Genomic DNA, 25,413 nt, shown 5'->3' with positions numbered 1-25,413 from the left:
CCTGTTCATTTTCGTGATGCACAGGTAGAATGCACGCCGTTTAACATTCCCGCGCCGATGCGGCGCCCATCGACGAGAAGGTCCGGTCATGACGTCTGTAGCTCCCTCTTCATCCCGCGCAGTTACTGAATCTCCTGTTGTTGTCGCTCTGGATTACAACAATCGCGATAACGCGCTTGCGTTCGTTGATTGTATTGACCCGCGCGACTGCCGCCTGAAAATCGGCAAAGAGATGTTTACGCTCTTTGGCCCGCAAATTGTGCGTGACATGCAGCAGCGCGGTTTTGATGTCTTTCTGGATCTGAAATTCCACGATATTCCTAACACCACTGCCCATGCGGTAGCGGCTGCTGCCGAGCTGGGCGTCTGGATGGTTAACGTGCACGCCTCAGGCGGTGCGCGGATGATGACCGCGGCTCGTGAAGCTCTCCAGCCCTTTGGCAAAGACGCGCCGTTACTGATTGCCGTTACCGTGTTGACCAGCATGGAGTCCAGCGACCTGCTGGATCTTGGCGTGACACTGTCACCAGCAGAGCATGCAGAGCGTCTGGCGCGCCTGACGCACAGCTGCGGGCTGGACGGGGTGGTTTGCTCAGCTCAGGAAGCCGTGCGCTTCAAAAGCACTATTGGCCAGGACTTTAAGCTGGTAACGCCGGGTATTCGTCCTCAGGGCAGCGATGCCGGCGACCAGCGCCGCATTATGACCCCGGAGCAGGCGCTGGCGGCGGGCGTAGACTATATGGTTATTGGTCGTCCGGTAACCCAATCTGCTGACCCGGCACAAACTCTGAAAGCCATCAACGCATCACTTCACAAGGGGGCGTAATGCGCGATAACAACAGTCGCCTGGTCTATTCGACCGACACCGGGCGCATAGATGAACCGAAAGCGGTAGCTGAGCGTCCGAAAGGCGACGGCATTGTACGAATTCAACGCCAGACCAGCGGGCGTAAAGGAAAGGGCGTATGCCTGGTGACCGGCATTGATGCTGACGATGCCACCCTGGCAGCCATTGCCGCTGAACTGAAGAAAAAATGCGGTTGCGGCGGGGCCGTCAAGGATGGCGTAATTGAGATCCAGGGCGACAAGCGGGATCTGATTAAATCCCTGCTGGAAGCAAAAGGGATGAAAGTGAAATTAGCGGGTGGTTGACGCGTGCCAGAAACAAATAAACCACGGTCGAGACCGTGGCTTATTATTTTTATTTTGAGATAGCGCCAGAAACAAAAGGGCATTATCAAATGACTGCGGTGGAAATCGGTTAGTTATTTAACCTGATGACCGATGATACCACCCACTGCGGCACCACCCAGGGTCCCCAGCGTGCTTCCGTCAGTTAAGACGGAACCACCGATTGCGCCTGCACCCGCACCAATCGCGGTATTACGGTCTTGTCTGCTCATGCCGGAGCATGCGCTCAGGGACAATGCCAGCGTAACGGCCAGCATAGCAGCGGATAATTTTTTGCTGTTAATAGACATAACTCATTCTCCTGAAGTAGTGGTCCACGGAAATAACTCTGCTTAATTAAGTGTAAAACTATTAAGCGTGTTTTCCATGAAACTGTTCGCGCAGGCGTTACAAAATCACGCAGGTGATAGTCACTTCCTGTTATATCGCTAACATTAATTTTACGTCTTTATCACTGATCCAACAGGTAAATAGTCTTAAAGGCTGCGTCAGAATAATCTCAGAGCGAAAGGGCAGGTAAACGCCCGGCGAACCGGGCGTTGGAGGGGAGTCAGGCTGGCTTTTTGACGATATCGACGATGAGCCCGTCGTGCTGCAGCTTCTCGCTGTGGGCCGCTTTGATGCCTTCGTCAGTAATAACCCGGCTGAAGCGGGAGACCGGGCCCATGGTGTAGGGATGTACCGCGCCAAATTTGGTGCTGTCGGTCAGCACAATAGCCTCACCGCCTTTCTCAAGCACCGCATTAACCACGTCTGAACGCATCATATCCCGCCCGGTAAAGCCGGTTTCAGGTTGCCAGCCATCGATGCCGATAAAGGCCTTGCTGAAATGAACCTGCTGAACATACTGACGTGTAAGAGGGCCAACCATGCTTTCGCTTTTTTTCTGATAGATTCCGCCCAACAAAATAACCTCGCTGCGCGTCTCTTTCAGAAGATGAGCAATGTAGCTGCTCACCGTCACGATGGTGACTTCCTCTTTCTGCTCGGCCAGGGTACGTGCCAGCAGGGCATTACAGCTGCCGTTCTCGATAAACACCGTTTCGCCGTTGTTGACCAGAGAAGCGGCAAACTCCGCCAGTTCACGTTTCAGGGCATAGTTGTTCATCATGCGCGTTTCGACATCTTCGCTGTCGAGCGGCACGGCATAGCCATGCGCGCGGCGCAGATAGCTCATTTTTTCCAGAAGATTGAGATCCTGGCGGATGGTGACTTCAGACACGCCGGTACTTTTAGCCAGATCAACGACGCTCACACGTCCTGTGTCGATCACCATCTGTAATATTATTTGTTGTCGGGAATTCATAGCATCCATATTAAAACGGCTGAGCCGTTAGTTGAAAACTGACATAACCACGGGAGCTGCTGCGACCCTTAAACTTCCCACGGCGATTTAGGCTGTGCGGCGTCGCCGTTTTTCTGCGCGCCCGCCTGGGTCAGTAATTCTGATTTTAATATCTCGAGATTACGCAGAGCAGAGTTCACATCACCTGCAACCAGAATATCCAGCACAGTATCAATACGTTGGGCAACTTTCAGTGCATCGATATCAGACATAATCTCATCCCTAAATGAAAAGTGAATAAATTCAATGATGCAGAAATTAACGGCAAAAGAGAAGGGAAAAAGTGTGCTAACGAAAGTACATTAATAGTAGTGATATTTTCATACATCTTTATACAGAGGACTTTGGTAGTGGATTAGTCTAATTCTGCGCGCAAGGCGCTTTTTTCTATGAGGAATTAGACTATGACAATTATCAATCAGGCTACCTGTAAACTGTTCACTGATTCTGTACGATTCACCCAACTCGCAGCTTACTACGAAGAGGAAAGACGCACCGTGTGGATGATGCTGCGAGCTCAGCCACGCCCATGCTTCAATCATGCCCTGATTGAGGAGATCATGAACCTGTCCTGGCTGGTAAGGCAGTCCGGGTTTGAGGTCGATTTTTGGGTGACCGGATCGCTGGTGCCAGATATGTACAACACCGGCGGCGATCTACGTTTCTTTGTTGAGTGCATCGAGAATGGACGTCGCGAAGCGCTTCGGGCGTATGCCCGCGCGTGCGTGGACTGTGTCCATGCTGCGTCGCGTGGCTTCGATACCGGGGCAATCACCCTGTCGATGGTGGAGGGCAGTGCGCTTGGCGGCGGATTTGAGGCCGCGCTGGCGCACCACTTCCTGCTGGCACAACGGGATGCGCGTTTAGGCTTCCCGGAGATCGCCTTCAATCTCTTTCCCGGCATGGGCGGCTACTCGCTGGTGGCACGCCGTTCAGGCATGAAACTGGCAGAAGAGCTGATCTACAAAGGAGAGTCACACACCGCAGAGTGGTATCAGCAGCAGGGGCTGGTGGACGTGCTGTTCGAACCCGGTCAGGGCTACGTTGCGACACGGACCTTCATCGACACGTTACAGCCTAAAATGAACGGCGTCAGAGCCATGCTCCGCGCCCGTCAGCGGGTGTTGCAGCTGCCGCGCAGCGAGCTTATGGATATCACGGAAGACTGGGTGGATGCTGCATTTTGTCTGCAGCAGAAGGACGTGGCCTATATGCAGCGGCTGGTTCAGCTCCAGGACCGCCACACCGCATCAGGCCTGCGTAAAGCCAGCTAACGCGCGTTGCGTGACTGATATCGTTTAAACCATCGCTCGAATGCGACAGCGGGCATGGGCTTAGCAAAGAGAAAACCCTGTCGTTCGTTGACGCCATTCTTTGTCAGAAAGGCGTCTTCTTTCGCGCTCTCCACCCCTTCGGCAATCACCTGCAAATTCAGCGCCTGGGCGACGGCAACAATCGCCCGCACCAGTGACTGCGATACCGACTGCTTATGGATATCCCGGACAAAGGCCTGATCGAGCTTAATAGCATCGATGGGGAAGCGGGCCAGCTGCGACAGCGACGAATAACCGGTGCCGAAGTCATCGAGATGGATCTGCGCCCCCAGCTGGCTGAACTGCTGGATAACCGACAGCGCCAGCTCTTCGTTTTCAATCAGGCAGCTTTCCGTCAGCTCCACATCTATCGGGCAGTACTCAAAATCGAGATCCTTCAGCGCCTGTTTCAGATCGCTGAATATGGTCTGATCCGCCAGCTGGCGGGCCGAGACGTTGACCGCTACGCGTAAATTAATGCCTTTATCGCGCCATTTGGCGACCTGGCGGACCACATCGAGCATCACCCAACGGCCCAGCGGCACGATGAGCCCCGACTCTTCGGCATAGGAGATAAACTCCAGCGGCGGAATCAGGCCGCGCTCTGGCGACTGCCAGCGAACCAGTGCTTCGAGGGTTCTGACCTCACCTCGCCAGGTGATCTTCGGCTGGTAGTGGATCACCAGCTGATCATTATCCAGCGCCTTGCGCAGGTTAGTGTCCAGCCACAGATATTCAAAGACGCGCTGATTCATCTCCGGTGAGAAGACGCAAAACGTGCCGCGTCCGTTCTCTTTGGCGGTGTACATGGCGGTGTCGGCATTGCGGATCACGCTTTCACGATCGGTCCCATGCTGCGGGGCAAGGGAGATGCCCAGCGAGCAGCCGGTATAGACTTCAATCAAACCAATCCGGAAAGGCTGGCGCAGCCGGGTCAGGATCCGCGACGCCATCGCTTCCAGCGCACCCTGGGAAGTCCCGGTGGCCAGCACGATGAACTCATCGCCGCCCAGACGAGCCAGTACCTGGCCATCTTCCAGACAGCTGAGGATCGCCAGCGCCACGGCCTGTAAAAGTTGGTCGCCAAACATATGCCCGTAGGCATCATTCACTTTTTTGAAATTATCGAGGTCAAGGTAGACCACGCCCACCTGAGTGTCGCCGCGTTTATCGATCGCTTCGCTGATCATATCGTGAATGGCATTGCGGTTTGGCAGGCCGGTAATGGTATCGGTATTGGCGAGTACCCGGAGCCGCTCCTGGGCACGACGCTCTTCAGTGATATCCGTACCGGAGCAGATAAGGAAAATTTCGTTTTTGCCGCTGCCGCTGTGCACAAATTTATTACGAAACAGGAACAGACGTTGCCCTTTACGGGTTTTGATCCAGCGCTCCACTTCATAAGAGCTACCGTCACGGAAAAAACCGCTGATATTACGGCGGGAGGCAGCGGCTTCGCTGCGGCTCATAAACAGCTTAAAAACGTTCTGACCAATGACTTCGTGCTCTTTCATCCCGGTGTATTCTTCGCTCAGGCGGTTGAAGCGTTGAATATTGCCGTGCCGATCGAGAATGACGATGACCGAGTTGGCTTCAGAAACCACCTGTTCGGCAAAGGAGAGACCCTGCGCCAGATCGCGGGCGACAGCGGAGGTGTCATGCCAGGCGGAGGCGGTGCCGGCCCACTCTTTTTTATTGATTTTGCGGCCTACCAGGTGCACTGGCACATCGGTACCGTACAGGGAGAGCGTCATGGTAATGCTGGAGGTGATCACCGTCATCTGGCGAATATGACTGGCCTGTTCATCGGTCAACGCGACAACCTGTGTAGTATCTGCGCTTTCACTGGCCGCAAGATGGAGCGCATTACTGTCCGCCGTCAGCCGCCACCAGGGACTGTGGGTGCCCATGTAACGAAACAGCAAATTTTGCTCCAGATCGTCAATCATGCTCTCTCCCAGGCGCACTTAATTGCACAGATTGTGCATTTCCAGTCGGTTTAATCGCAATAAAACGGCGGTAAACCCGAACTAAACCTATTGTTTTTTCCCAGTATTCTTATATTAGAACGAGAATGGCGAAAAAGGATACAGACGAATGAATATTCCTGTAGCGCATTAAGACGTGAACCCGCCCGCCGTTAATAATTGTGATCGCTTTTTGCAATTTGTGGGAGGGAAAGGTACGTAAAAATGATGAGTATGAGGTTTTAGAGGTAATAAAAAAGTCGGATCACCCGGCGTGGGTGGATCCGACTTTTCAGCAGGCGACATTCAGACGGCAGGGCGGGCAATAACGCTGCGTGTTTCCATGCGTACTTCAGCGATAGTGACGTCGATAACCTCAGTCACCTTATAGGCCACTTCACCTTTAATCTGAACGGTGCCGTTTTCCTGGCTGCAAACCAGTTCGTCACGCACGGCGTGCAGGAACGGGGCCGGAATAAAGGCCACGGCGCCGTTATCCACCAGACGAACACGCATGCCGCCGCGGCTGATATCGATGATTTCGGCCGCAAAACGGGCATCAGTCCCGGCTTTGTCTTTCAGGAAGCGGGCATACAGCCAGTCACCGACGTCGCGCTCCGCCATGCGGTTAAGACGACGACGCTCTGCCATCTGCACGGTGGTTTCGTCCTGCGGACGGGCGATGGTTTCCCCTTTGACGATCGCTTTCAGCAGGCGGTGGTTAACCATATCGCCATACTTACGGATCGGGGATGTCCAGGTCGCATAGGCTTCCAGACCCAGGCCAAAATGCGGGCCAGGTTCGGTGCTGATCTCAGCGAAAGACTGGAAACGACGGATGCGGCTATCGAGGAAGCCGGACGGCTGTGCATCCAGCTCACGACGCAGCTTGCAGAAGCCGTTCAGCGTCAGGACTTCCTGCGGGTCGACGTGTACGTCATGAGTCTTCAGCAGGGCGGCCAGCGCCTCGCTGTTCGCCGGGTCGAAGCCGGTGTGCACGTTATAAATACCGAAACCGAGTTTGTCGCGCAGTACGCGGGCTGCACAGATGTTGGCCGCAATCATCGACTCTTCAACAATGCGGTTAGCAATGCGACGCGGTTCGGCAACAATATTCAGCACTTCACCTTTTTCACCGAGAATGAAGCGGTAGTCAGGGCGATCCTTGAACACAAGCGCGTGGGTCTTACGCCACTCGCTGCGGCTCAGGCAGACGCGCTGTAACAGACGGATCTGTTCAGCAATGGCGTCATTTGCAGGCTGCCAGCTACCGCTATTTTCCAGCCAGTCAGACACTTCGTCATACACCAGCTTGGCTTTTGACTCGATGGTGGCTGCAAAGAATTCGATGTTCTCTTCGATGGTGCCATCGGTGGCGATGGTCATGCGGCAGGCGAGAACCGGACGGACTTCGTTAGCGCGCAGTGAGCACAAGTCGTCAGACAATTCGCGCGGAAGCATCGGGATGTTGAAGCCCGGCAGATAGTTGGTGAAGGCGCGAATTTTAGCAGAGTCATCCAGCGGCGTGCCTTCAGCAATCCAGGCCGTAGGATCGGCAATGGCCACGGTTAACAGCAGCTTGCCGTCAGCCTGCTCTTCCACATACAGCGCATCGTCCATATCTTCGGTGCTGGCGCTGTCGATGGTCACAAAATTGAGGGCGGTGAGATCGCGACGCGTCAGACCTTCGTCCAGCATCTCCGTCGCTGCACCTTCTGGCGCTTCTTTTTCCAGATTATGGCGTGCCAGCGTGACCCACCATGGCACGAAATGGTCGTCGCCGAAGGTAATAAACTGGGTCAGCTCGGCATAAAAACCGCGGTCGCCCTTGAGAGGGTGACGGCGCATTTCAGCCACGGCCCAGTCACCTTCTTTAAAATCATGTGCGACCCCGCGCTCGGCGCGGCAAGGGATGGCGTCTTTCAGCAGGGGATGGTCCGGAATGATGGACAGACGGTCATCTTTACGCAGCACCTTACCCACAAAGCGGGTCAGGAACGGTTCGATCAACGCTTCAGGCTCGGCAGATTCACGATCCTTTTCGCTATGGATCACGGCAGTAATACGATCGCCGTGCATCACTTTCTTCATCTGCGGAGGCGGAATGAAGTAACTTTTCTGTGCATCGACTTCAAGGAAGCCAAAGCCTTTTTCCGTGGCTTTTACGACCCCTTCAGCACGTGGCGTCTGGGAATGCAGTTGCTGTTTAAGCTGCGCTAGCAGCGGGTTGTCCTGGAGCATAGTGATCTATTTTCGTAGCCATTGAGCGGCTGACAGTTTTACGCGAATCTCACTGTTACGGCAAGCGCTCTTTAGGTAATGAGTAGGGTTATTCGCCTCTGCCAATGGCGATTTTCAGACGGTTCAGCCAGCCGCAAAAAGCGCTCCAGGTCAGCAGGTTGATAGCCTGAGCCGGGGGAAGACCCTCATCCGTCAGCGGGGTAAACTGCGCGGCGCTGAACCGATCCGGGGAGCGCGCCAGCTGTTCTACGGCGCGTTTTACCGCCTCATCTGGCGCATCGGCTGGTTGCGCGTTATGGATGCCGCTGACCAGAATTTCCCCCGTGTAATCGAGGATCGCCGGTTCATGGCACAGCACCGGCGTAAGCTGCTGCAATAGCGGCTCGGCCTGCCAGCGTTCAAGGGATGCCAGCTGCTGCGCGCTGGCGTTCCGTTGCTCAACGCCTGGCACGACAGACTCCCAGGCGTCCATGTTCAGCTCATTATCATCAATCAGGGCATGCGGGGGGATGTGGTGTCCGGGTAGCCAGCGGACAGGGTGCCCGAGCAGGGCCTGAAACACTGCGACAACCCGCGCCTGAAAACCGACAAAGCCGATAATCTGGTTGATGGTCACGATGTCATACACCGTCAGGCCCACCTCATCGAGCTCCTGCTGCGCCTTGCCGTCGATCACGTCAGGCGAGCTGGCAAGCTGGCGGGCATACTGGGTGATCTGGGCGAGGCGGCGATTACTTTCACGAGAGGAGTCAGGGCCGGGGAGCGGGGCGAGAAGCGCAGCGTAGTGATTACACAGACGCTGCACGCCGCACACCTGCGCCACGGTCAGGGCGGTGCTGAATCGGTCGTACGCGCTGAGCGTGCGCAGGCGATTTACCGGCACGGCGCGCGGGAAAAAGAGGTCACACAGCGCCCGGGCCGGGATTAACCAGCGTTCGCAGGCCGCCAGCAGCGTTGTCGGTAAAGTGAGGTTCAGCAAAAAACGATCCGCGACCTGTGCGGCTTCGGGAACCAAAGGCAGGACTTCCGTCGGGCTGCTACTGGACTGGGTCTCGTGATACCAGTGGCCTTTGCCAGAAATACGGCGTTGTTCCATGTGCGTTCCTTGATCTCAAAATGGCGATCAATATCCTGGCGTAAGGCGGATAAGCGGAAAAATATTGTTAGGTGATAACAAATAGCGGAACGGAATAACGAGGAGGAAAACGGGATGGAACGGCAGGCAAACCTTCCCGCCGCAGCGGGAAGGTGACGAACTTATTTGATTTCCAGCTCGTTCATTGCAGCGATGTTGAAACCGCCGTCAACGTGAACCACTTCGCCGGAGATGCCAGCCGAGAGGTCAGAGCACAGGAACGCCGCGGAGTTACCCACGTCTTCGATGGTGACGGTGCGACGGATTGGGGTAACCGCTTCGCAATGCGCCAGCATTTTACGGAAGTCTTTGATGCCGGAAGCGGCCAGGGTACGGATTGGACCCGCAGAGATACCATTCACGCGCACGCCTTCAGGACCCATCGCGTTCGCCATATAGCGCACGTTTGCTTCCAGAGAGGCTTTTGCCAGGCCCATTACGTTGTAGTTCGGGATAGCGCGCTCAGCACCCAGGTAGGAGAGCGTCAGCAGGGCTGCGCCCGGGTTCAGCATGGTGCGGCAGGATTTTGCCATCGCCACAAAGCTGTAGGAGCTGATGTCGTGAGCAATTTTGAAGCCTTCACGGGTGACCGCGTTCACGTAGTCGCCATCCAGCTGGTCGCCCGGTGCAAAACCGATGGAGTGAACGAAACCGTCAAATTTCGGCCAGGTTTTTGCCAGCTCAGCGAACATGCCGTCGATGCTTTCATCTTGTGCAACGTCGCATTCCAGAATAATGCTGGAACCCAGCTGCGCGGCAAACTCTTCTACGCGGCCTTTCAGCTTGTCGTTCTGGTAGGTGAATGCCAGCTCAGCGCCTTCGCGATGCATCGCCTGTGCGATACCGTATGCGATGGACAGTTTGCTGGCAACGCCAGTCACCAGAATGCGCTTACCGGAAAGAAAACCCATAGCTCTAATCCTTATATTCATTGTTGTGGCGGCTGTCATCTGTTGGACAACCGTCGTTAAAACGCGGCGATAATAGCATGTGTCGCGTACAGTGTTAATCCGACCACTCCATACAGGGGCAGGTCAGCGATCTTTTCGCCAGGCATCGGCGGTTAAGGCTTCGCCAAAATGGCCGGCAATTAAACGTTTTGTCAGATCGTGAAGCGGCGAGGCCAGCACCGATGCGGTACTGCCGCGCTCCACCACCGAGCCTTCATGCATCACCAGCACCTGATCGCTGATGTGCTTCATCATCCCCAGATGCTGGGTCACGTAGATATACGAAATACCCTGTTTCTCCTGTAACTCCAGCATCAGGTTGATTAACTGTGAACGCATCGACATATCCAGCGAGGCCAGCGCTTCGTCAGCGATGATCACCTTTGGCCGCAGGATCAGCGCGCGGGCAAGGCCGAGACGCTGTTTCTGCCCCGGGGCCAGCATGTGTGGATAGTAACTGACGTGATCCGGCAGCAGCCCGACCATTCGCAGGGTTTCAATAATCTGCTTACGCCGCGCTTCAAACTCAAGATCGGTATTCAGACGTAGCGGAAAATCGAGGATCTGCGAGATACGCTGGCGCGGGTTCAGCGACGTCGACGGATCCTGAAAAATCATGCGGATCCGCTGACTGCGGAACGAGTAATCACCAAATTTCAGCAAATGGTCGTCAATCAATACTTCACCATCGGAGGGTTCGATCATCCCGGCCAGCATTTTCGCCAGCGTCGATTTCCCTGAACCGTTCTCACCGATGATGGCCAGGGTCTGCTTTTCCCGCAGGGTAAAGCTCAGCGGTTTCACCGCTTCGACGGTCTGGCGGCGGAACAAACCGGTACGGTAGCGAAAGGTCTTACTCAGGTTGCGCACTTCCAGCAAGGTTTCGACCATGTCACTCTTTCTCCATGTTCAGCGGGAAATGGCAGGCAAACAAATGGTTCCTCGGTCCGGCCAGGCGCGGGGTTTCAATGCATTTCCGCTGCGCATACGGGCAGCGCGGCCCGAGGCGACAGCCGATCGGCAAATGTTCCAGCAGCGGGATCGCCCCCGGCAGGGTATTGAGGCGGCTTTTATGCGGCATGGAGTTGCCGAAATCAGGGATCGCGCGGATCAGCGCCTGGGTATAGGGGTGATGCGGCATGGTCACCAGCTCCTCGCTACCGGCGGTTTCCACGGTCTGACCGCAGTACATCACGTCAATCTTATCCGCCCATTTGCTCAGCATCTGCAGGTCATGGCTGATCAGCAAAATGGTGGTGTTGTTGTTCTGGTTAAGCCGAGTGAGCAGGCGGAAAATTTGCGCCTGGGTGGTGGGCTCCATCGCGTTGGTCGGTTCGTCAGCAATCAGCAGGCGCGGCTGGTTGGCGAGCGCAATGGCGATCATCACTTTCTGACACTCGCCGTCGGTCAGCTCATAGGGGAAGCTGCGCATGGCATCTTTATGATCCTTGATCCCCACCCGGTGCAGCAGCTCGATGGCCCGGCGTTTACGCCAGCCAAAACGCTGCCACCAGCGGCCTTTATAGGTCCAGGCGGGAATGTTCTGCATCAGCTGTTTGCCTACCCGTTCCGACGGATCGAGACAGGATTGCGGCTCCTGAAAAATCATCGACACGTTGTGGCCTACCAGCTTGCGTCGCTCGCGAACGGAGAGGCGCAGCAGGTCGATATCGTCAAAGCGCATGCGGTCAGCGGTGACGCGCCAGTTATCTTTCGCCACGCCGCAGATCGCTTTGGCAATTAAGCTCTTGCCCGAACCCGACTCGCCCACCAGGCCGCGGATCTCGCCTTCGCTCAGGGTAATGCTGACCCGATCCACCGCTTTCACCCAGCCTTCGCCGGTTTTAAATTCAATCGTCAGATTGCGAATATCCAGTAACGGCATTATTCCACCCCCGCCACAATGGCGCGACGAATGCCGTCGCCAAGCAGGTTAACCAGCAGCACGCTAATCATGATCGCCGCGCCCGGCAGCATCACCGTCCAGGGTGCTACGTAGATTAGCTCCAGCGCGTCGCCCAGCATTGCCCCCCATTCCGGAGAAGGGAGCTGCGCGCCCAGATCGAGAAACCCGAGCGCAGCGATATCGAGGATCGCCATCGACAGGGCGCGAGTGATCTCGGTGACCATCCCGGAGGCGATATTGGGCAGCACTGCGAACCACAGAATGTTTAAGGTGGTGGCGCCATCCAGACGAGCGGCAACCACATACTCTTTTTCCAGCTCATCGTGAACCAGGCTGTAGACCGAGCGCACCATGCGCGGCAGCAGCGCCAGCCACACCGCAAACATGGCGTGGATCAGGTGTGGCCCCGAGAACGCCACCACGATGATTGCCAGCAGCAGCGACGGAATCGACAGCAGGGTATCGAGAATATGGTTAGTGACCGCCGAACGCAGGCCGTGGGTCGCCCCGGCGACAATGCCCAGCCCCAGACCGCACAGGGTGGCCGCCAGGGTGACCACAAAGGCGCCGCCCACCGTGGGTGCCGCGCCGCTCAGCAGGCGGCTTAAAACATCGCGGCCGAGGTCATCGGTACCGAGGAAGAAGGAGACTTCGCCGTAACGCGACCAGGAGGGGGGTAACAGCTGATAGCCAAGAAACTGCTGGTCGATGCCGTAGGGGGCAAACCAGGAGCCCAGGATGCAGAGCAGCACCAGGCCGCCGCAGCCGTACAGGCCGATCATTGCCGTGGCGTCGCCGTAGAAGTTACGCCATGCGGTGCGCAACGCGCCGGGCGTGCGCTTTTCACTGTATACGCTATCGTAAGGCATACCATTCCTTATGTTTCAGCGGGTTAGCCATAGCGCCCAAAATATCGGATATCACGTTAACAATAATCACCAGGGCGCCAATCACCATCACCCCAGCGGAGATGGCGGCGTAGTCCTGCTGGCGGATGGCGTTGATCAGCCAGCGCCCCAGACCCGGCCAGCTAAAGACCATCTCGGTAATCATCGCCAGCGTCAACATGGTGGAGAACTGCAGGCCAAGACGCGGGATCACCGGCGGCAGGGCGTTATGCAGGACATGGCGGCGTAAAATCGTCAGCCGCGACAGCCCGCGCGTGGCAGCGGCTTTAACATAGTTCTGATCAAACACCTCAATGGTGCTGATGCGCATCAGGCGAATGACCTCAGTCGTCGGCGCCACGGCCAGCGCCAGCACCGGCAACACCATGTGGCGCACGGCGCTGATAATCATCTCATGCCGCCAGACCGAATCTGAGAGCCAGGCGTCAATAATCGCGAAACCGGTGACCGTCTTCACCGCATACAGCAGGTCGAAACGCCCGGACACCGGCAACCAGCCAAGCGTGAGCGAGAAAAAGAGCGTCAGCAACAGCGCCAGCCAGAATACCGGTACTGAAAAGCCGAGCAGGGCGATGGCGCTGATAAGTTTATCCTGCCACTTGTTGCGGGTGATACCGGCCAGCATCCCGACCGGGATCCCGACCACCAGCGCAAAGCCGAATGCCAGAATGCACAGCTCCATGGTCGCAGGGAACACCTCTTTCAGCTGCTCGGCGATCGGCTGGCCGTTAATACTGGAGACACCGAAGTCCCAGTGCAACACGCCTTCAAACCAGAACCACCATGCATTCCACAGAGAGGCTCCCTGCAGCGGTGCATGGGGGGTGAAATAGCTCAGGCTGAAGCCGACAAAAGTCAGAAAGAAGAGGGTGATCAGCAACAACAGCAGCCGACGTAAGGTAAAAATAATCACGGTTTTTTCACCTCTTCTTGATTCTCACGGGAAACGCCGGCAAAGGACGCGTTACCAAACGGACTGAGCACCAGGCCTTTAATATCGTAACGGTACGCCTGCAGACGCAGGGAAGAGGCCAGCGGCAGCACCGGCAGCTCTTTAGCCAGAATCATTTGCGCTTCATCATAAGCATCGATTCGCGCCGCCAGCTGCTGAGTAGACAGCGCTTTGCGCAGAATGTCGTCAAACTCGCGGTGGCACCAGTGGGCGTAGTTGGTCTGCGAATCGATCGCCGCGCAGCTCAGCAGCGGCCGGAAGAAACTGTCCGGGTCGTTACTGTCGGTTGCCCAGCCGGCAAGGGTTAAATCATGGTTCATGTCCATCAGGCGCGCCTCCTGAAAACGGCCTTCCACCGGGATAATCACCACCTTGACCCCCACCTGGGCGAGGTCGGCCTGCAGCAGCTCGGCGGTTTTCAGCGGACTCGGGTTCCATGCCTGGGAGCTGGTGGGCACCCACAGTTGCAGGGTGAGGTTCTCCGCCCCCAGCGCCTTGAGCTGCTCGCGTGATTTATCCGGGTTGTATTCAGTAATTTTAGCCTCGCTATCGTAAGCCCACGAGGCGCGGGGCAGGATTGATGCGGCGGTCTCTGCGGTACCGTAATAGATGGACTGCATCAGACGCTGGTTATTGATCGCCAGCGCCAGGGCGTGACGCACCGCCGGGTTGTTCAGCGGCGGCTTATTGGTATTAAACGCCAGATAGGCAATGTTCATTCCCGGGCGCAGCGTCAGGCGCAGACGCGGATCGTCGCGCAGTATAGTCAGCTGGCTGGCTGCGGGCCAGGCCAGCACATCGCACTCGCCGGTGAGCAGCTTCGATAAACGGCCTGTTCCGCCGGAGCCTAAATCCACCACCACCTGGGGCATCAGCGGTTTGCCGCGCCAGAATTTCTCATGGCGTTGCAGGCGCACATACTGCCCGGCGCGATATTCTGCGATCTGGAACGGTCCGGTGCCCACCGGCTGGCGGTCCATCTGCTCCTGTTTGTCCTGCAGGGTCAGCTGGGTGGCATATTCGGAGGACATCACCGACGCATAGTGCGTTGCCAGATGCCACAGGAAGGAGGCATCCGGACGGGCGAGGGTGAACTCCACCGTGCGGTTATCCAGCTTGCGTACGTTTTTCACCGTATCGGCAAACTGCAGGCTGTCGAAGTAGGGGAAGCTGCCGCCGTTGACGTAGTGCCACGCATGGTCGCGGTTAAAAATGCGCTGGAAGGTAAAGACCACGTCATCCGCATTGAGTTTGCGGGTGGGTTTAAACCACGGCGTGGTCTGGAAGTTCACATCATCGCGCAGACGAAAACGGTAGGTCGCGCCGTTGTCTAAGACTTCCCAGCTCTCGGCCAGCTCCGGCACCAGGCGATAGGTATAGGGATCGACATCCAGCAGGCGATCATACAGCTGCGCGGCGAGGGTATCGACGATCAGGCCGCTGCTCGCTTTTTGCGGGTTGAAGGTGTTGACCTGCCCACTGACGCAGTAGACAAAGCCGCTGTCGCGAATATCGGCGCGATCCGCAGGCACGGGGGCAGCAAAAGCCTGGCTACTTAACAGACCGAGCGCAATCAGGGACGAGAAAACCAGACGCATAATTTTTAAGGTTTTTAGTGACGATCTGCAAAGTGTATCGCACTTACACCTGCTTCGTAAAAATGTCTGCGGATAAGTGCTGATATTGTCAGCGCATTTGATGCTTTTTGAGCAACGCCCTGAGTTGATGGTAGGTAAGACCCAGCAGCTCAGCCGCGCGTTTCTGATTAAATTTTGCCTGCCGCAGGCTCTGCTCCAGCAGCTGCTTTTCCTGCGTCTGCTGGAACTGCCGCAAATCCAGCGGCAGGGTGGGCGAAGCCGCGGCGTGGGGCTGAGCGACAGGGGATGGTGTGGAACGATTGAAGGGATCGAGCACAATCTCATCGAGCTCGGTTTCGCTGCTGCCGTGGCGATAGACGGAACGCTCAACCACGTTCTTCAGCTCACGGATATTGCCCGGCCAGCGGTAATCGAGCAGCGTTTCGCGGGCGCGCTGGCTAAAGCCAGGGAACAGCGGTAGCCCCAGCTCACGACACATCTGGATGGCAAACTGCTCCGCCAGCAGCATAATATCGCTGCGCCGCTCGCGCAGCGGGGGCAGGTTGACGACGTCAAACGCCAGCCGATCCAGCAGGTCGGCGCGAAACCGCTCCTGCTCCACCATCTCCGGCAAATTAGCGTTGGTAGCGCACACCAGCCGCACATTTACCTGTAGCGGCTGACTGCCGCCCACGCGCTCCAGCTCGCCATACTCTATGACGCGCAGCAGCTTTTCCTGCACCAGCATCGGGGCGGTAGCCAGCTCATCAAGAAACAGCGTGCCGCCGTCTGCGCGCTCGAAGCGCCCGGGATGACGACGTTGCGCCCCGGTAAAAGCGCCCGCCTCGTGACCGAACAGTTCGGTATCGAGCAGATTTTCATTCAGCGCGGCGCAGTTCAGGGAGATGAAAGGCCCGTCCCAGCGCCCGGATAAATAGTGCAGGCGGTTGGCTATCAGCTCTTTCCCGGTGCCGCGCTCGCCGATGATCAACACCGGTTTGTTCAGCGGTGCCAGCCTTGAAACCTGCTCCAGCACTTCGAGAAAGCTGTTGGCTTCCCCTAATAAGGTATCTTTAAATTCAGCCATGATGAAATTAACCATTTATTGGTGTGATTCACTAAGCGAGAGTAGGGTGGAACGGGCGAAAAAGCAATCACCTTGCGTAAAATCAATAAGATAAAAAGTTGGCACGGGATTTGTATTAGCTAAGCAGCAGGGCTTAGCCCGATAACAGAAAATGTGAGGATTCAATTATGGGTATTTTTTCTCGTTTTGCCGACATCGTGAACGCCAACATCAACTCGCTGCTGGAAAAGGCAGAAGATCCGCAGAAGCTGGTGCGTCTGATGATTCAGGAGATGGAAGATACGCTGGTCGAAGTGCGCTCCACCTCTGCCCGTGCGCTGGCTGAGAAGAAGCAGCTCTCACGCCGCATTGAACAGGCCACTGCCCAGCAGAACGAATGGCAGGAAAAAGCCGAACTGGCGCTGCGTAAAGACAAAGACGATCTGGCCCGCTCTGCGCTGATCGAAAAGCAGAAGCTGACCGAGATCGTGGCCACGCTGGAGCAGGAAGTCACGCTGGTGGACGAAACCCTGGCCCGCATGAAAAAAGAGATTGCGGAGCTGGAGAACAAACTGAGCGAAACCCGCGCCCGCCAGCAGGCTCTGGCGCTGCGTCACCAGGCCGCCAGCTCTTCACGCGACGTGCGCCGTCAGCTTGATAGCGGCAAGATTGACGAAGCCATGGCCCGTTTCGAGTCGTTTGAGCGCCGTATCGATCAGATGGAAGCCGAAGCAGAAAGCCACAGCTTTGGCAAACAGAAGACCCTGGATCAGCAGTTTGCCGATCTGAAAGCCGATGATGAAATCAGCGAGCAACTGGCCGCGCTGAAAGCCAGAATGAAACAAGACAATCAATAATAATACCTGCGGCGCCGGCTGGCGCCGCCACTCATCGTAAGACAAGGAGTAGACATGAGCGCGCTTTTTCTTGCCATTCCGCTGACCATTTTCGTGCTGTTTGTGTTGCCGATCTGGCTGTGGCTGCATTACAGCAACCGTTCCTCCCGGAGTGAGCTGTCGCAAAGTGAACAACAGCGCCTGGCGCAGTTAACCCAGGACGCAAATAAAATGCGTGAACGTATTCAGGCGCTGGAAGCCATCCTGGATGCGGAACATCCGAACTGGAGGGATCGTTAATGGCCGGACTGAACCTGAACAAAAAATTGTGGCGTATCCCCCAGCAGGGGATGGTGCGCGGCGTCTGCGCCGGGCTGGCGCACTACCTCGACGTGCCGGTGAAGCTGGTGCGCGTGGTAACGGTGCTCTCCATCTTCTTTGGCCTGGCGTTTATTACCCTGGTGGCCTACATCATTCTATCCTTCGTGCTGGATCCGATGCCGGACAGCGCGATGGGCGATGAAAATGCCCCCACCAGCAGTGAACTGCTGGACGCGGTGGATGCCCAACTGTCGGCAGGTGAACAACGCCTGCGTGAGATGGAGCGGTATGTCACCTCTGATACCTTCTCGCTGCGAAGCCGTTTTCGTCAGCTTTAACTGAGAGACCTGATATGAATCAACGCTGGCAACGTGCCGGGCAGCAGGTTAAGCCGGGCCTGAAATTTGCAGGGAAGCTGGTTTTACTGACCGCACTGCGGTACGGCCCGGCGGGCGTGGCGGGGTGGGCGATCAAATCTGTCGCCCGCAAACCCGTCCGCATGCTGCTTGCGGTGGCGCTGGAGCCGATGCTGAAAAAGCTCGCCAACCGTCTTTCCGGTAAACTGAAATAGACCGCAACGGCACAGCGCTGGACGTGCCGTTGCGGCACTTTTATTCCCTTCTCCTTGTCCCCATGTCATATTTCTCAGAACAATAATTCCTTCAGGCAGAACAGGATGGCGATGAAGCGACTTAAAAATGAACTCAATTCTCTGGTTAATCGTGGGGTTGACCGTCATTTGCGCCTGGCGGTCACCGGACTGAGCCGCAGCGGCAAAACCGCCTTTATCACGGCAATGGTCAACCAACTGCTTAATCTGCATGCCGGGGCGCGTTTACCCCTGCTGAGCGCCGTGCGCGAAGAGCGCCTGCTTGGCGTGAAGCGCGTGCCGCAGCGCGATTTTGGCATTCCTCGTTTTACTTACGATGAAGGGCTGGCCCAGCTGTATGGCTCGCCGCCCACCTGGCCGACGCCGACCCGCGGGGTGAGCGAGATCCGCCTGGCGCTGCGCTATCGCTCCAACGATTCGCTGCTGCGCCACTTTAAAGAGACTTCCACCCTCTATCTGGAGATCGTCGATTATCCTGGCGAATGGCTGCTCGATCTGCCGATGCTGACTCAGGATTACCTCAGCTGGTCGCGGCAGATGACCGGCCTGCTGCAGGGGCAACGCGCAGAGTGGTCAGCCCGCTGGCGCACGCTGTGCGAGGGGCTTGATCCGCTGGCACCCGCCGACGAAAACCGGCTGGCGGCCATCTCGGAGGCATGGACCGATTATCTGCATCAATGCAAAAAAGAGGGGCTGCACTTTATCCAGCCGGGCCGCTTTGTGCTCCCGGGAGATATGGCAGGTGCCCCGGCGCTGCAATTCTTCCCCTGGCCGGACGTGGATGCCTTTGGGGAATCGAAGTTGGCCCAGGCGGATAAACACACTAACGCCGGGATGCTGCGCGAGCGTTTCAACTACTACTGCGAAAAAGTGGTGAAGGGGTTTTACACCAACCACTTTTTACGTTTCGACCGCCAGATCGTGCTGGTGGATTGCCTGCAGCCGCTTAACAGCGGCCCGCAGGCCTTCAATGACATGCGTCTCGCGCTTACCCAACTGATGCAGAGCTTCCACTACGGGCAGCGCACGCTGTTCCGCCGTCTGTTCTCCCCGGTGATCGATAAACTGCTCTTTGCCGCGACCAAGGCGGATCACGTCACGGTGGATCAGCACGCCAATATGGTGTCGCTCCTGCAACAGCTGGTTCAGGATGCCTGGCAGAACGCGGCGTTTGAAGGCATCAGCATGGACTGCCTGGGGCTGGCGTCGGTGCAGGCTACCCAGAGCGGCTTGATAGACGTCAATGGCGATAAAATCCCGGCGCTGCGCGGCCATCGACTGAGCGATGGCTCTCCGCTGACGGTCTATCCCGGCGAGGTGCCCGCCCGGCTGCCCGGCCAGGCGTTCTGGCAAAAGCAGGGCTTCCAGTTCGAAGCTTTCCGTCCCCAGACAATGAATGTTGACCAGCCGCTGCCGCACATTCGCCTTGATGCCGCGCTGGAGTTTTTAATTGGAGATAAATTGCGATGACCGAACCCTTAAAACCGCGCGTGGATTTTAACGGTACGCTGGAGCAGGAACAGCATGAGGCCTTTAAGGCGGCGCAGACTTTTAATCCGACTCAGGCAGAACAGTTTTCCCCGGTGGTAACCGATATGCTCCCCGCCGAAGAGGGGCAAGCCGAAGCCGTGGTAGAGGCTGCCCTGCGGCCTAAACGCAGCCTGTGGCGTAAAATGGTCAGCGCCGGATTGCTGCTGACCGGCGTCACGGTGGTGGGGCAGGGCGTGCAGTGGGCGATCAATGCCTGGCAGACCCAGGACTGGGTGGCGCTGGGCGGCTGCGCGGCCGGGGCGCTGATCGTCGGGGCGGGCGTGGGTTCTGTCGCTACCGAATGGCGACGCTTGTGGCGACTGCGCCAGCGCGCGCACGAGCGTGACGAAGCCCGGGATCTGCTCCACAGCCACGGCACCGGCAACGGACGGGCGTTTTGCGAAAAACTGGCGAAGCAGGCCGGGCTCGATCAGTCGCATCCGGCGCTGCAGCGCTGGTATGCCGCGATCCATGAAACCCAGAACGACCGGGAGGTGGTCTCGCTGTATGCCCATCTGGTCCAGCCGGTGCTCGACAGTCAGGCGCGGCGGGAGATTAGCCGCTCGGCGGCAGAGTCGACCCTGATGATCGCCGTCAGCCCGCTGGCGCTGGTGGATATGGCCTTTATCGCCTGGCGCAACCTGCGCCTGATTAACCGCATCGCCACCCTGTACGGCATTGAGCTGGGCTATTACAGCCGCCTGCGTCTGTTCCGCCTGGTGCTGCTCAATATGGCCTTCGCCGGTGCCAGCGAGGTGGTGCGCGAGGTGGGAATGGACTGGATGTCGCAGGATCTGGCCGCACGTCTGTCGGCCCGCGCAGCCCAGGGGATTGGCGCCGGACTGCTGACCGCACGGCTGGGAATCAAAGCGATGGAGCTGTGCCGTCCTCTACCGTGGACAGCGGACGATAAACCACGGCTGGGCGATTTTCGCCGGGAATTAATCGGCCAGCTGAAAGAAACGCTCAACAAAAAACCGCAGTAGCTATTCCTTCTCGCACATAATTCCGCCACTCGCTTCACAGGCTGTCAATATTTGTTGACAGCCTTCTTCCCGATCGCCGATATCTGGCTTATCATTTCAGGGTTACTGGCTTATAGAGTGATTTTCCCATGCGTCTGGAAGTGTTTTGTAAGGACCGTCTCGGCCTGACTCGCGAGTTACTCGATCTCCTTGTTTTGCGTAGCATTGATCTGCGCGGCATTGAGATCGACCCTATCGGGAAGATTTACCTGAACTTTGCCGAAATTGCATTCGATACATTCAGCAGCTTAATGGCTGAAATCCGCCGTATCGCTGGCGTTACGGACGTGCGCACCGTGCCGTGGATGCCCTCCGAGCGCGAGCATCTGGCCCTGAGCGCGCTGCTGGAAGCGATGCCTGAGCCGTTCTTATCTCTGGATCTGAAAGGTAAAATTGACCGGGCCAACCTGGCGAGCTGTCAGCTGTTTGCCCAGGAGCAGGACAAGCTGAGCAGTCACAATGCCGCCCAGCTGATCCCCGGCTTCAACTTCCAGCGCTGGCTGGAGAGCAATCCGCGGTCAACCCACAGCGAGCATGTGATCATCAACGGGCAGAATTTCCTGATGGAGATCACCCCGGTTTACCTGCAGGGCGATAACGACGACCGCACCCTGACCGGCTCGGTGATTATGCTGCGCTCCACCGTGCGCATGGGACGTCAGCTGCAAAACCTGTCGAGTCAGGATGTCGGCGCTTTCAGCCAGATTATTGCCGTCAGCCCGAAAATGCGTCACGTGGTAGAGCAGGCCCGCAAGCTGGCGAATCTGGCGGCACCTTTGCTTATCACCGGTGATACCGGAACCGGCAAAGATCTGCTGGCCCATGCGGTACATCAGGCGGGGCCGCGCGCGGCTAAACCTTACCTGGCGCTGAACTGCGCCTCTATCCCGGAGGATGCTGTCGAAAGCGAGCTGTTCGGCCACGCCCCGGAAGGCAAAAAAGGCTTCTTTGAGCAGGCCAACGGCGGCTCGGTGCTGCTGGATGAGATTGGCGAAATGTCGCCGCGGATGCAGGCCAAGCTGCTGCGTTTCCTTAACGACGGCACTTTCCGTCGCGTGGGTGAAGATCATGAGGTGCATGTGGATGTACGCGTGATCTGCGCTACCCAGAAGAACCTGGTAGAGCTGGTGCAGAAGGGCGTCTTCCGCGAAGATCTCTATTATCGACTCAACGTGCTGACGCTGAATATCCCGCCGCTGCGCGATTGTCCGCAGGACATCATGCCGCTGACCGAACTCTTTGTGGCGCGCTTTGCCGATGAGCAGGGCATCCCACGGCCGAAGTTTTCGGCCGATCTCAATACGGTGCTTACCCGTTACGGTTGGCCGGGAAATATCCGCCAGCTGAAAAATGCGATCTATCGGGCGCTGACCCAGCTTGAAGGCTATGAGCTGCGGCCGCAGGATATTTTACTGCCCGATTACGACGCCGGTACGGTGGCGGTGGGCGAAGAGGCGATGGAAGGGTCGCTGGATGACATTACCAGCCGCTTTGAACGCTCGGTCCTGACGCAGCTCTATCGTAACTATCCCAGCACGCGTAAGCTGGCGAAACGGCTGGGCGTTTCTCATACCGCCATCGCCAATAAGTTGCGCGAGTACGGTCTGAGCCAGAAGAAAGGTGACGAGTAATCTGCCTCTGAACCGAACTGACGTGGCAGGCATAATGCCTGCCACGCGGGTATTTATGGCTCAACGTTAACAATCACTCGCTTGTAGCGGGTTAAGCGCGGCGTACCATGATCGGTGACCGCCAGAATGATATGCATCGTACCGGTTCCCGGTGGCATCACCCGGGCGTCGGTCACATCGAACCAGGCTTTCGGCTGGTCGGCATTTTTAATGTCTAACATAATGCCGGTTGCCGCGTTCGACAGCACCCGCGTTCCTGCCTCTGCGTAGGCAAACCACTCATATGAGAGGGCATCCCCGTCGGGATCGCTTGAACCTACCGCGCTGAGTTGCACGCGTTCGCCTTTTTTCACCGTTAGGGTGGCAGGATGATCGAGCTTCGGCACCGGCGGGTGATTCGCCTCACTGTAGGGCTTAACGGTCCAGTCCATTCGGGCGGCAAAATCATTTTGATACGCGCCGCGCCAGCGCCAGATTGTCGCATGGTTGGTGGTATGCCAGCGGTTATCAAACCCCAGCACTTCATCCTGTGCATTGGTCCAGATCGGGCGTGTCTCCTGCGCCATAAACCATCTCTCTTTATGTGGCGTATAAAGCTCGTAGCGACCACCCCAGCCACCCCACTCCGGATGCTCAGGATCCGATAATCCATTATTGATGAGGTTTAAAAATGAAGGCGTGTCGCCCTCCATCATAAACTTCCAGCGCGGATATTCTGCGCCTAACGGCCCTTTGCTGCGCACGTTTTTATCCAGCCATTCGTTGGTCACCAACTGATAATCGGCTCCGGCAAAACGACCATGAAAATAGTCGCCGCCAATACCTATCCAGGTTGCGTGGTGGAAGCCGCCTCCGGCGTTCTGACCCGGTGAGACGATATAAAACAGCGAGGGGAATTCTTTGCGTATCCACGGGCCGCTGTCATCCTGATCGGAGATGGCATAGACACGAAGTTTGGCAACAAATTGTTCGAGTTGCTCAGCTGTGCGAGTGTGACGTACTTTCCAGAGCGCCTGCGCGAGAACGTTCGGGCCGCCCCAGACCGCAACCCACAAAGGACGATCGTCCTGGCGATCAACGGCCTTAATCAGCAGCTCGGATCCCGTCGAGTCTTTGCCTTCGCCCACCGCAGCCATATTGTGGACGGGTAATCCCTGGGCAACGGTTTTAAGCAGCGCCTCCGCTGACGGGAAACCTGGCTCGTGACGCTCCAGGTTGTCACGAACCTGGCCGTAGCCCTTAACGATGGCGACGATGCGTTCAGGCTCAACCTGATCTTTATTTTTGCCTGTCGAGGTGGCGACCAGCCCTTCGATGTTCATCTGGTTGGCGTAGGTCATCAAACGCACCATTGACATCTGGTCATCCGGATCGTCACCAATGTCTGTCAACACGAACAGGCGTTGTTTGGCCTCTTTTGCTGCAGACGAAGAAGGCAGCAGCCGGTCGGCACGTGCTGCAAAGTCGGCCAGATAGGTCGCTCGCCACTGGTTTATGGTCTTAATCCCGTGCTGAGGACCAAAGGGGGCCACGTCCTCGCTCAGGGCGGGATCGGGATTGTCTGTCCACCAGTTTGGATAGCGGGCGGAGGGCTGCGTCGCCCGGGAAGCCGCAGGAGGAACTGAAGTGAAGCTGCCGCCAATCGGGTCTGCCAGGCTGGGCCAGTTTGACGCAATGGTGTATTTCCACGTCTGGGAGGCTTTGGAGACGAAACGGAAGTGCCAGCTTCCATCCGCTGCCGCAAAGCCAGGGAAGCGATCGCTTGCCGAGGCGGAGGTGGGTACTACCAGCTCTGCCTTAGTCCCCGCAGGCGCACGGCCGTCGGGATGAACGATCAGCTCAACCAGACCGTAGGTTTCCACCACATCGGCAGCGGTGGGCGTGGCGTTAAAACTGTACATCGGGCGATCCCATGCCCGCACGAACCGTCCTCCACCTTTGCTTTCCTGGGTGGGTTCTTCAGGGTTGGGGCCAAGAACATAAGCCACCGACGGGGTATCGCCCATCTTGAGCTGGCCATCGCCATAAGCGTTAAAGAAATCGCCAAGCGCGCCGTGGCCTTTCAGATGTTTTGCCACGAAAGTGGCACCATCGACGCCATTGCGTTGATCCCCTCCCGTGAACCAGCCGCGGTAGGTGGCGTTGTTTTCAATGATGTGCAGATCCGGGTGATGCCGGACGATGTAATTATACGCAGAAGTAGACCATTTCTTATTCGGGCCGCCGATATAGTAGACGCGAATCTTCTGTTTGATGGTCGGGTCGTCGTGCAGGGCCTGCGCCAGATCGTCAATTCCTCCCCAGACCAGGATCCAGAGGGGACGGGGGTCAGGGCGCTTTGCCGCTTCAATAATGAGCTTCGAGCCATCGGTGGGCTGGCTAAAACCGTCGGGAGGCGCAGAGTCCATCCCGCCCTGACGGGTAATTGACCGCAGATAATCCGGAGTCGGATAATCGGCAGACCAGGTTTTCAGGTTCGGGTAATCCTGTGCGTACCGATCGATTGTCTTCAGAATTTCAGTCACGCGATTACGCACCGGGCCCCGGGGCGAAGAGATTAGCCCCTCCAGCTGCATGGCTTCCGCATACATGAGCAGGTGAACAAGCGACTGGTAATCGTCGAAATCCGTCCCGCCAATATCCGTGGAGACGATCACACGCGGTTTGGGCGTTACGATGCTGGCTGACGAGCCAACCGCGGCGCTGGCCTGGCCGTGCGCATCATAAACGACGACCATTAAGGGCATCACCAGCGACATAAAAATACGCCGTCCTTTTGTTTTCAGTTTCAGAGCAGCCACATTTCCTCCAGAGGTTTTTATAGTTATGACACTTCAGGGATGAAAAGCAGCCTGGCATAAGTCCGGTGCAAAACCGGTTTATGATTTTTCTAAATTGCTCATTTAATT

General features: G+C 57.0%; 24 protein-coding genes. 10 read left to right on the top strand and 14 right to left on the bottom strand.

The genetic code is table 11. The features are described from left to right. The first annotated feature begins 88 nt into the window (after positions 1–88). Entirely contained in the window at positions 89–826 is a 738-nt protein-coding gene (pyrF, locus tag ACP4QI_RS12460) for an orotidine-5'-phosphate decarboxylase (protein WP_426495372.1), read from the top strand. Then, entirely contained in the window at positions 826–1,152 is a 327-nt protein-coding gene (gene yciH, locus ACP4QI_RS12455; protein WP_142489799.1) for a stress response translation initiation inhibitor YciH, read from the top strand. The genes pyrF and yciH overlap by 1 nt, the downstream gene beginning before the upstream one ends. Positions 1,153–1,265: 113 nt before the next feature. On the opposite strand, the gene osmB is transcribed toward yciH, so the two are convergent. The 3 genes from osmB to yciZ all read right to left on the bottom strand — a co-directional run bounded on the left by osmB (position 1,266) and on the right by yciZ (position 2,748). Further along, a complete protein-coding gene (osmB, locus tag ACP4QI_RS12450; RefSeq protein ID WP_106993143.1) occupies positions 1,266–1,481 on the bottom strand; it encodes an osmotically-inducible lipoprotein OsmB in 216 nt (71 codons plus the stop codon). Between the two features lie 260 nt (positions 1,482–1,741). Next, a complete protein-coding gene (gene yciT, locus ACP4QI_RS12445; protein ID WP_142489798.1) occupies positions 1,742–2,497 on the bottom strand; it encodes a DNA-binding transcriptional regulator YciT in 756 nt (251 codons plus the stop codon). 68 nt (positions 2,498–2,565) lie between these two features. Beyond that, complete coding sequence (gene yciZ, locus ACP4QI_RS12440; protein ID WP_106993141.1) at positions 2,566–2,748, bottom strand: protein YciZ/DeoL; 183 nt, start codon at positions 2,746–2,748, stop codon at positions 2,566–2,568. Between the two features lie 192 nt (positions 2,749–2,940). Between yciZ and ACP4QI_RS12435 the strand changes: the two genes are divergently transcribed. After that, on the top strand, positions 2,941–3,810 hold the full coding sequence (locus ACP4QI_RS12435; RefSeq protein ID WP_142489797.1) for a crotonase/enoyl-CoA hydratase family protein: 870 nt from the start codon (positions 2,941–2,943) through the stop codon (positions 3,808–3,810). On the opposite strand, the gene pdeR is transcribed toward ACP4QI_RS12435, so the two are convergent. The 10 genes from pdeR to pspF all read right to left on the bottom strand — a co-directional run bounded on the left by pdeR (position 3,807) and on the right by pspF (position 16,572). Next, a complete protein-coding gene (gene pdeR, locus ACP4QI_RS12430; protein WP_285128841.1) occupies positions 3,807–5,798 on the bottom strand; it encodes a cyclic di-GMP phosphodiesterase in 1,992 nt (663 codons plus the stop codon). The two genes, ACP4QI_RS12435 and pdeR, sit on opposite strands and share 4 nt — an antisense overlap. A gap of 324 nt (positions 5,799–6,122) precedes the next feature. Beyond that, positions 6,123–8,057: an exoribonuclease II gene (locus ACP4QI_RS12425; protein WP_156263950.1), complete on the bottom strand. Its 1,935-nt coding sequence runs from the start codon at positions 8,055–8,057 to the stop codon at positions 6,123–6,125. A gap of 88 nt (positions 8,058–8,145) precedes the next feature. Then, a complete protein-coding gene (locus ACP4QI_RS12420; protein WP_426495373.1) occupies positions 8,146–9,153 on the bottom strand; it encodes a CMD domain-containing protein in 1,008 nt (335 codons plus the stop codon). A gap of 161 nt (positions 9,154–9,314) precedes the next feature. Further along, on the bottom strand, positions 9,315–10,103 hold the full coding sequence (fabI, locus tag ACP4QI_RS12415; RefSeq protein WP_142489793.1) for an enoyl-ACP reductase FabI: 789 nt from the start codon (positions 10,101–10,103) through the stop codon (positions 9,315–9,317). Positions 10,104–10,226: 123 nt separating this feature from the next. Beyond that, a complete protein-coding gene (gene sapF, locus ACP4QI_RS12410; protein ID WP_142489792.1) occupies positions 10,227–11,033 on the bottom strand; it encodes a putrescine export ABC transporter ATP-binding protein SapF in 807 nt (268 codons plus the stop codon). 1 nt (position 11,034) lies between these two features. Next, positions 11,035–12,027 (bottom strand): putrescine export ABC transporter ATP-binding protein SapD, encoded by a 993-nt coding sequence (sapD, locus tag ACP4QI_RS12405; RefSeq protein WP_231312186.1) that lies wholly within the window; start codon positions 12,025–12,027, stop codon positions 11,035–11,037. Continuing rightward, positions 12,027–12,917: a putrescine export ABC transporter permease SapC gene (sapC, locus tag ACP4QI_RS12400; RefSeq protein WP_142489790.1), complete on the bottom strand. Its 891-nt coding sequence runs from the start codon at positions 12,915–12,917 to the stop codon at positions 12,027–12,029. The genes sapD and sapC overlap by 1 nt, the downstream gene beginning before the upstream one ends. After that, a complete protein-coding gene (gene sapB / locus ACP4QI_RS12395) occupies positions 12,904–13,869 on the bottom strand; it encodes a putrescine export ABC transporter permease SapB (protein WP_142489789.1) in 966 nt (321 codons plus the stop codon). Before sapB ends, sapC begins: the two co-directional genes overlap by 14 nt. After that, a complete protein-coding gene (gene sapA / locus ACP4QI_RS12390) occupies positions 13,866–15,506 on the bottom strand; it encodes an ABC transporter substrate-binding protein SapA (protein ID WP_142489788.1) in 1,641 nt (546 codons plus the stop codon). Before sapA ends, sapB begins: the two co-directional genes overlap by 4 nt. A gap of 88 nt (positions 15,507–15,594) precedes the next feature. Next, complete coding sequence (gene pspF, locus ACP4QI_RS12385; RefSeq protein ID WP_426495374.1) at positions 15,595–16,572, bottom strand: phage shock protein operon transcriptional activator; 978 nt, start codon at positions 16,570–16,572, stop codon at positions 15,595–15,597. 167 nt (positions 16,573–16,739) lie between these two features. Between pspF and pspA the strand changes: the two genes are divergently transcribed. The 7 genes from pspA to tyrR all read left to right on the top strand — a co-directional run bounded on the left by pspA (position 16,740) and on the right by tyrR (position 22,504). Beyond that, entirely contained in the window at positions 16,740–17,408 is a 669-nt protein-coding gene (gene pspA / locus ACP4QI_RS12380) for a phage shock protein PspA (RefSeq protein WP_231312189.1), read from the top strand. Positions 17,409–17,462: 54 nt separating this feature from the next. Continuing rightward, positions 17,463–17,687, top strand: a complete 225-nt coding sequence (gene pspB, locus ACP4QI_RS12375; protein WP_106993128.1) for an envelope stress response membrane protein PspB — start codon at positions 17,463–17,465, stop codon at positions 17,685–17,687. Further along, positions 17,687–18,046: an envelope stress response membrane protein PspC gene (gene pspC, locus ACP4QI_RS12370; RefSeq protein ID WP_142489784.1), complete on the top strand. Its 360-nt coding sequence runs from the start codon at positions 17,687–17,689 to the stop codon at positions 18,044–18,046. Before pspB ends, pspC begins: the two co-directional genes overlap by 1 nt. Positions 18,047–18,060: 14 nt before the next feature. Further along, positions 18,061–18,279: a phage shock protein PspD gene (gene pspD / locus ACP4QI_RS12365; protein WP_142489783.1), complete on the top strand. Its 219-nt coding sequence runs from the start codon at positions 18,061–18,063 to the stop codon at positions 18,277–18,279. Positions 18,280–18,390: 111 nt separating this feature from the next. Further along, a complete protein-coding gene (locus tag ACP4QI_RS12360) occupies positions 18,391–19,788 on the top strand; it encodes a YcjX family GTP-binding protein (RefSeq protein WP_156263947.1) in 1,398 nt (465 codons plus the stop codon). After that, complete coding sequence (locus tag ACP4QI_RS12355; RefSeq protein ID WP_426495375.1) at positions 19,785–20,834, top strand: TIGR01620 family protein; 1,050 nt, start codon at positions 19,785–19,787, stop codon at positions 20,832–20,834. Before ACP4QI_RS12360 ends, ACP4QI_RS12355 begins: the two co-directional genes overlap by 4 nt. Before the next feature lie 128 nt (positions 20,835–20,962). Continuing rightward, positions 20,963–22,504, top strand: coding sequence for a transcriptional regulator TyrR (gene tyrR, locus ACP4QI_RS12350; protein WP_106993113.1), 1,542 nt, complete (start codon positions 20,963–20,965; stop codon positions 22,502–22,504). Between the two features lie 53 nt (positions 22,505–22,557). Here the strand turns inward: tyrR and ACP4QI_RS12345 are convergent, their stop codons facing one another. Beyond that, positions 22,558–25,305, bottom strand: coding sequence for a nucleoside hydrolase-like domain-containing protein (locus ACP4QI_RS12345; RefSeq protein WP_426495376.1), 2,748 nt, complete (start codon positions 25,303–25,305; stop codon positions 22,558–22,560). Between the last annotated feature and the right edge of the window lie 108 nt (positions 25,306–25,413).

The sequence above is a fragment of the Leclercia sp. TB492 genome, from assembly GCF_049974505.2.
Lineage (GTDB): Bacteria > Pseudomonadota > Gammaproteobacteria > Enterobacterales > Enterobacteriaceae > Enterobacter > Enterobacter adecarboxylatus_C.
Note: the sequence above shows the minus strand (reverse complement) of the source record. Positions and strands in the feature narration are given on the sequence as shown.

Coding starts and splice junctions, on each gene's coding strand:
- pyrF (WP_426495372.1), top strand. CDS start 89: ATGACGTCTGTAGCTCCCTCTTCATCCCGCGCAGTTACTGAATCTCCT.
- yciH (WP_142489799.1), top strand. CDS start 826: ATGCGCGATAACAACAGTCGCCTGGTCTATTCGACCGACACCGGGCGC.
- osmB (WP_106993143.1), bottom strand. CDS start 1,481: ATGTCTATTAACAGCAAAAAATTATCCGCTGCTATGCTGGCCGTTACG.
- yciT (WP_142489798.1), bottom strand. CDS start 2,497: ATGAATTCCCGACAACAAATAATATTACAGATGGTGATCGACACAGGA.
- yciZ (WP_106993141.1), bottom strand. CDS start 2,748: ATGTCTGATATCGATGCACTGAAAGTTGCCCAACGTATTGATACTGTG.
- ACP4QI_RS12435 (WP_142489797.1), top strand. CDS start 2,941: ATGACAATTATCAATCAGGCTACCTGTAAACTGTTCACTGATTCTGTA.
- pdeR (WP_285128841.1), bottom strand. CDS start 5,798: ATGATTGACGATCTGGAGCAAAATTTGCTGTTTCGTTACATGGGCACC.
- ACP4QI_RS12425 (WP_156263950.1), bottom strand. CDS start 8,057: ATGCTCCAGGACAACCCGCTGCTAGCGCAGCTTAAACAGCAACTGCAT.
- ACP4QI_RS12420 (WP_426495373.1), bottom strand. CDS start 9,153: ATGGAACAACGCCGTATTTCTGGCAAAGGCCACTGGTATCACGAGACC.
- fabI (WP_142489793.1), bottom strand. CDS start 10,103: ATGGGTTTTCTTTCCGGTAAGCGCATTCTGGTGACTGGCGTTGCCAGC.
- sapF (WP_142489792.1), bottom strand. CDS start 11,033: ATGGTCGAAACCTTGCTGGAAGTGCGCAACCTGAGTAAGACCTTTCGC.
- sapD (WP_231312186.1), bottom strand. CDS start 12,027: ATGCCGTTACTGGATATTCGCAATCTGACGATTGAATTTAAAACCGGC.
- sapC (WP_142489790.1), bottom strand. CDS start 12,917: ATGCCTTACGATAGCGTATACAGTGAAAAGCGCACGCCCGGCGCGTTG.
- sapA (WP_142489788.1), bottom strand. CDS start 15,506: ATGCGTCTGGTTTTCTCGTCCCTGATTGCGCTCGGTCTGTTAAGTAGC.
- pspF (WP_426495374.1), bottom strand. CDS start 16,572: ATGGCTGAATTTAAAGATACCTTATTAGGGGAAGCCAACAGCTTTCTC.
- pspA (WP_231312189.1), top strand. CDS start 16,740: ATGGGTATTTTTTCTCGTTTTGCCGACATCGTGAACGCCAACATCAAC.
- pspB (WP_106993128.1), top strand. CDS start 17,463: ATGAGCGCGCTTTTTCTTGCCATTCCGCTGACCATTTTCGTGCTGTTT.
- pspC (WP_142489784.1), top strand. CDS start 17,687: ATGGCCGGACTGAACCTGAACAAAAAATTGTGGCGTATCCCCCAGCAG.
- pspD (WP_142489783.1), top strand. CDS start 18,061: ATGAATCAACGCTGGCAACGTGCCGGGCAGCAGGTTAAGCCGGGCCTG.
- ACP4QI_RS12360 (WP_156263947.1), top strand. CDS start 18,391: ATGAAGCGACTTAAAAATGAACTCAATTCTCTGGTTAATCGTGGGGTT.
- ACP4QI_RS12355 (WP_426495375.1), top strand. CDS start 19,785: ATGACCGAACCCTTAAAACCGCGCGTGGATTTTAACGGTACGCTGGAG.
- tyrR (WP_106993113.1), top strand. CDS start 20,963: ATGCGTCTGGAAGTGTTTTGTAAGGACCGTCTCGGCCTGACTCGCGAG.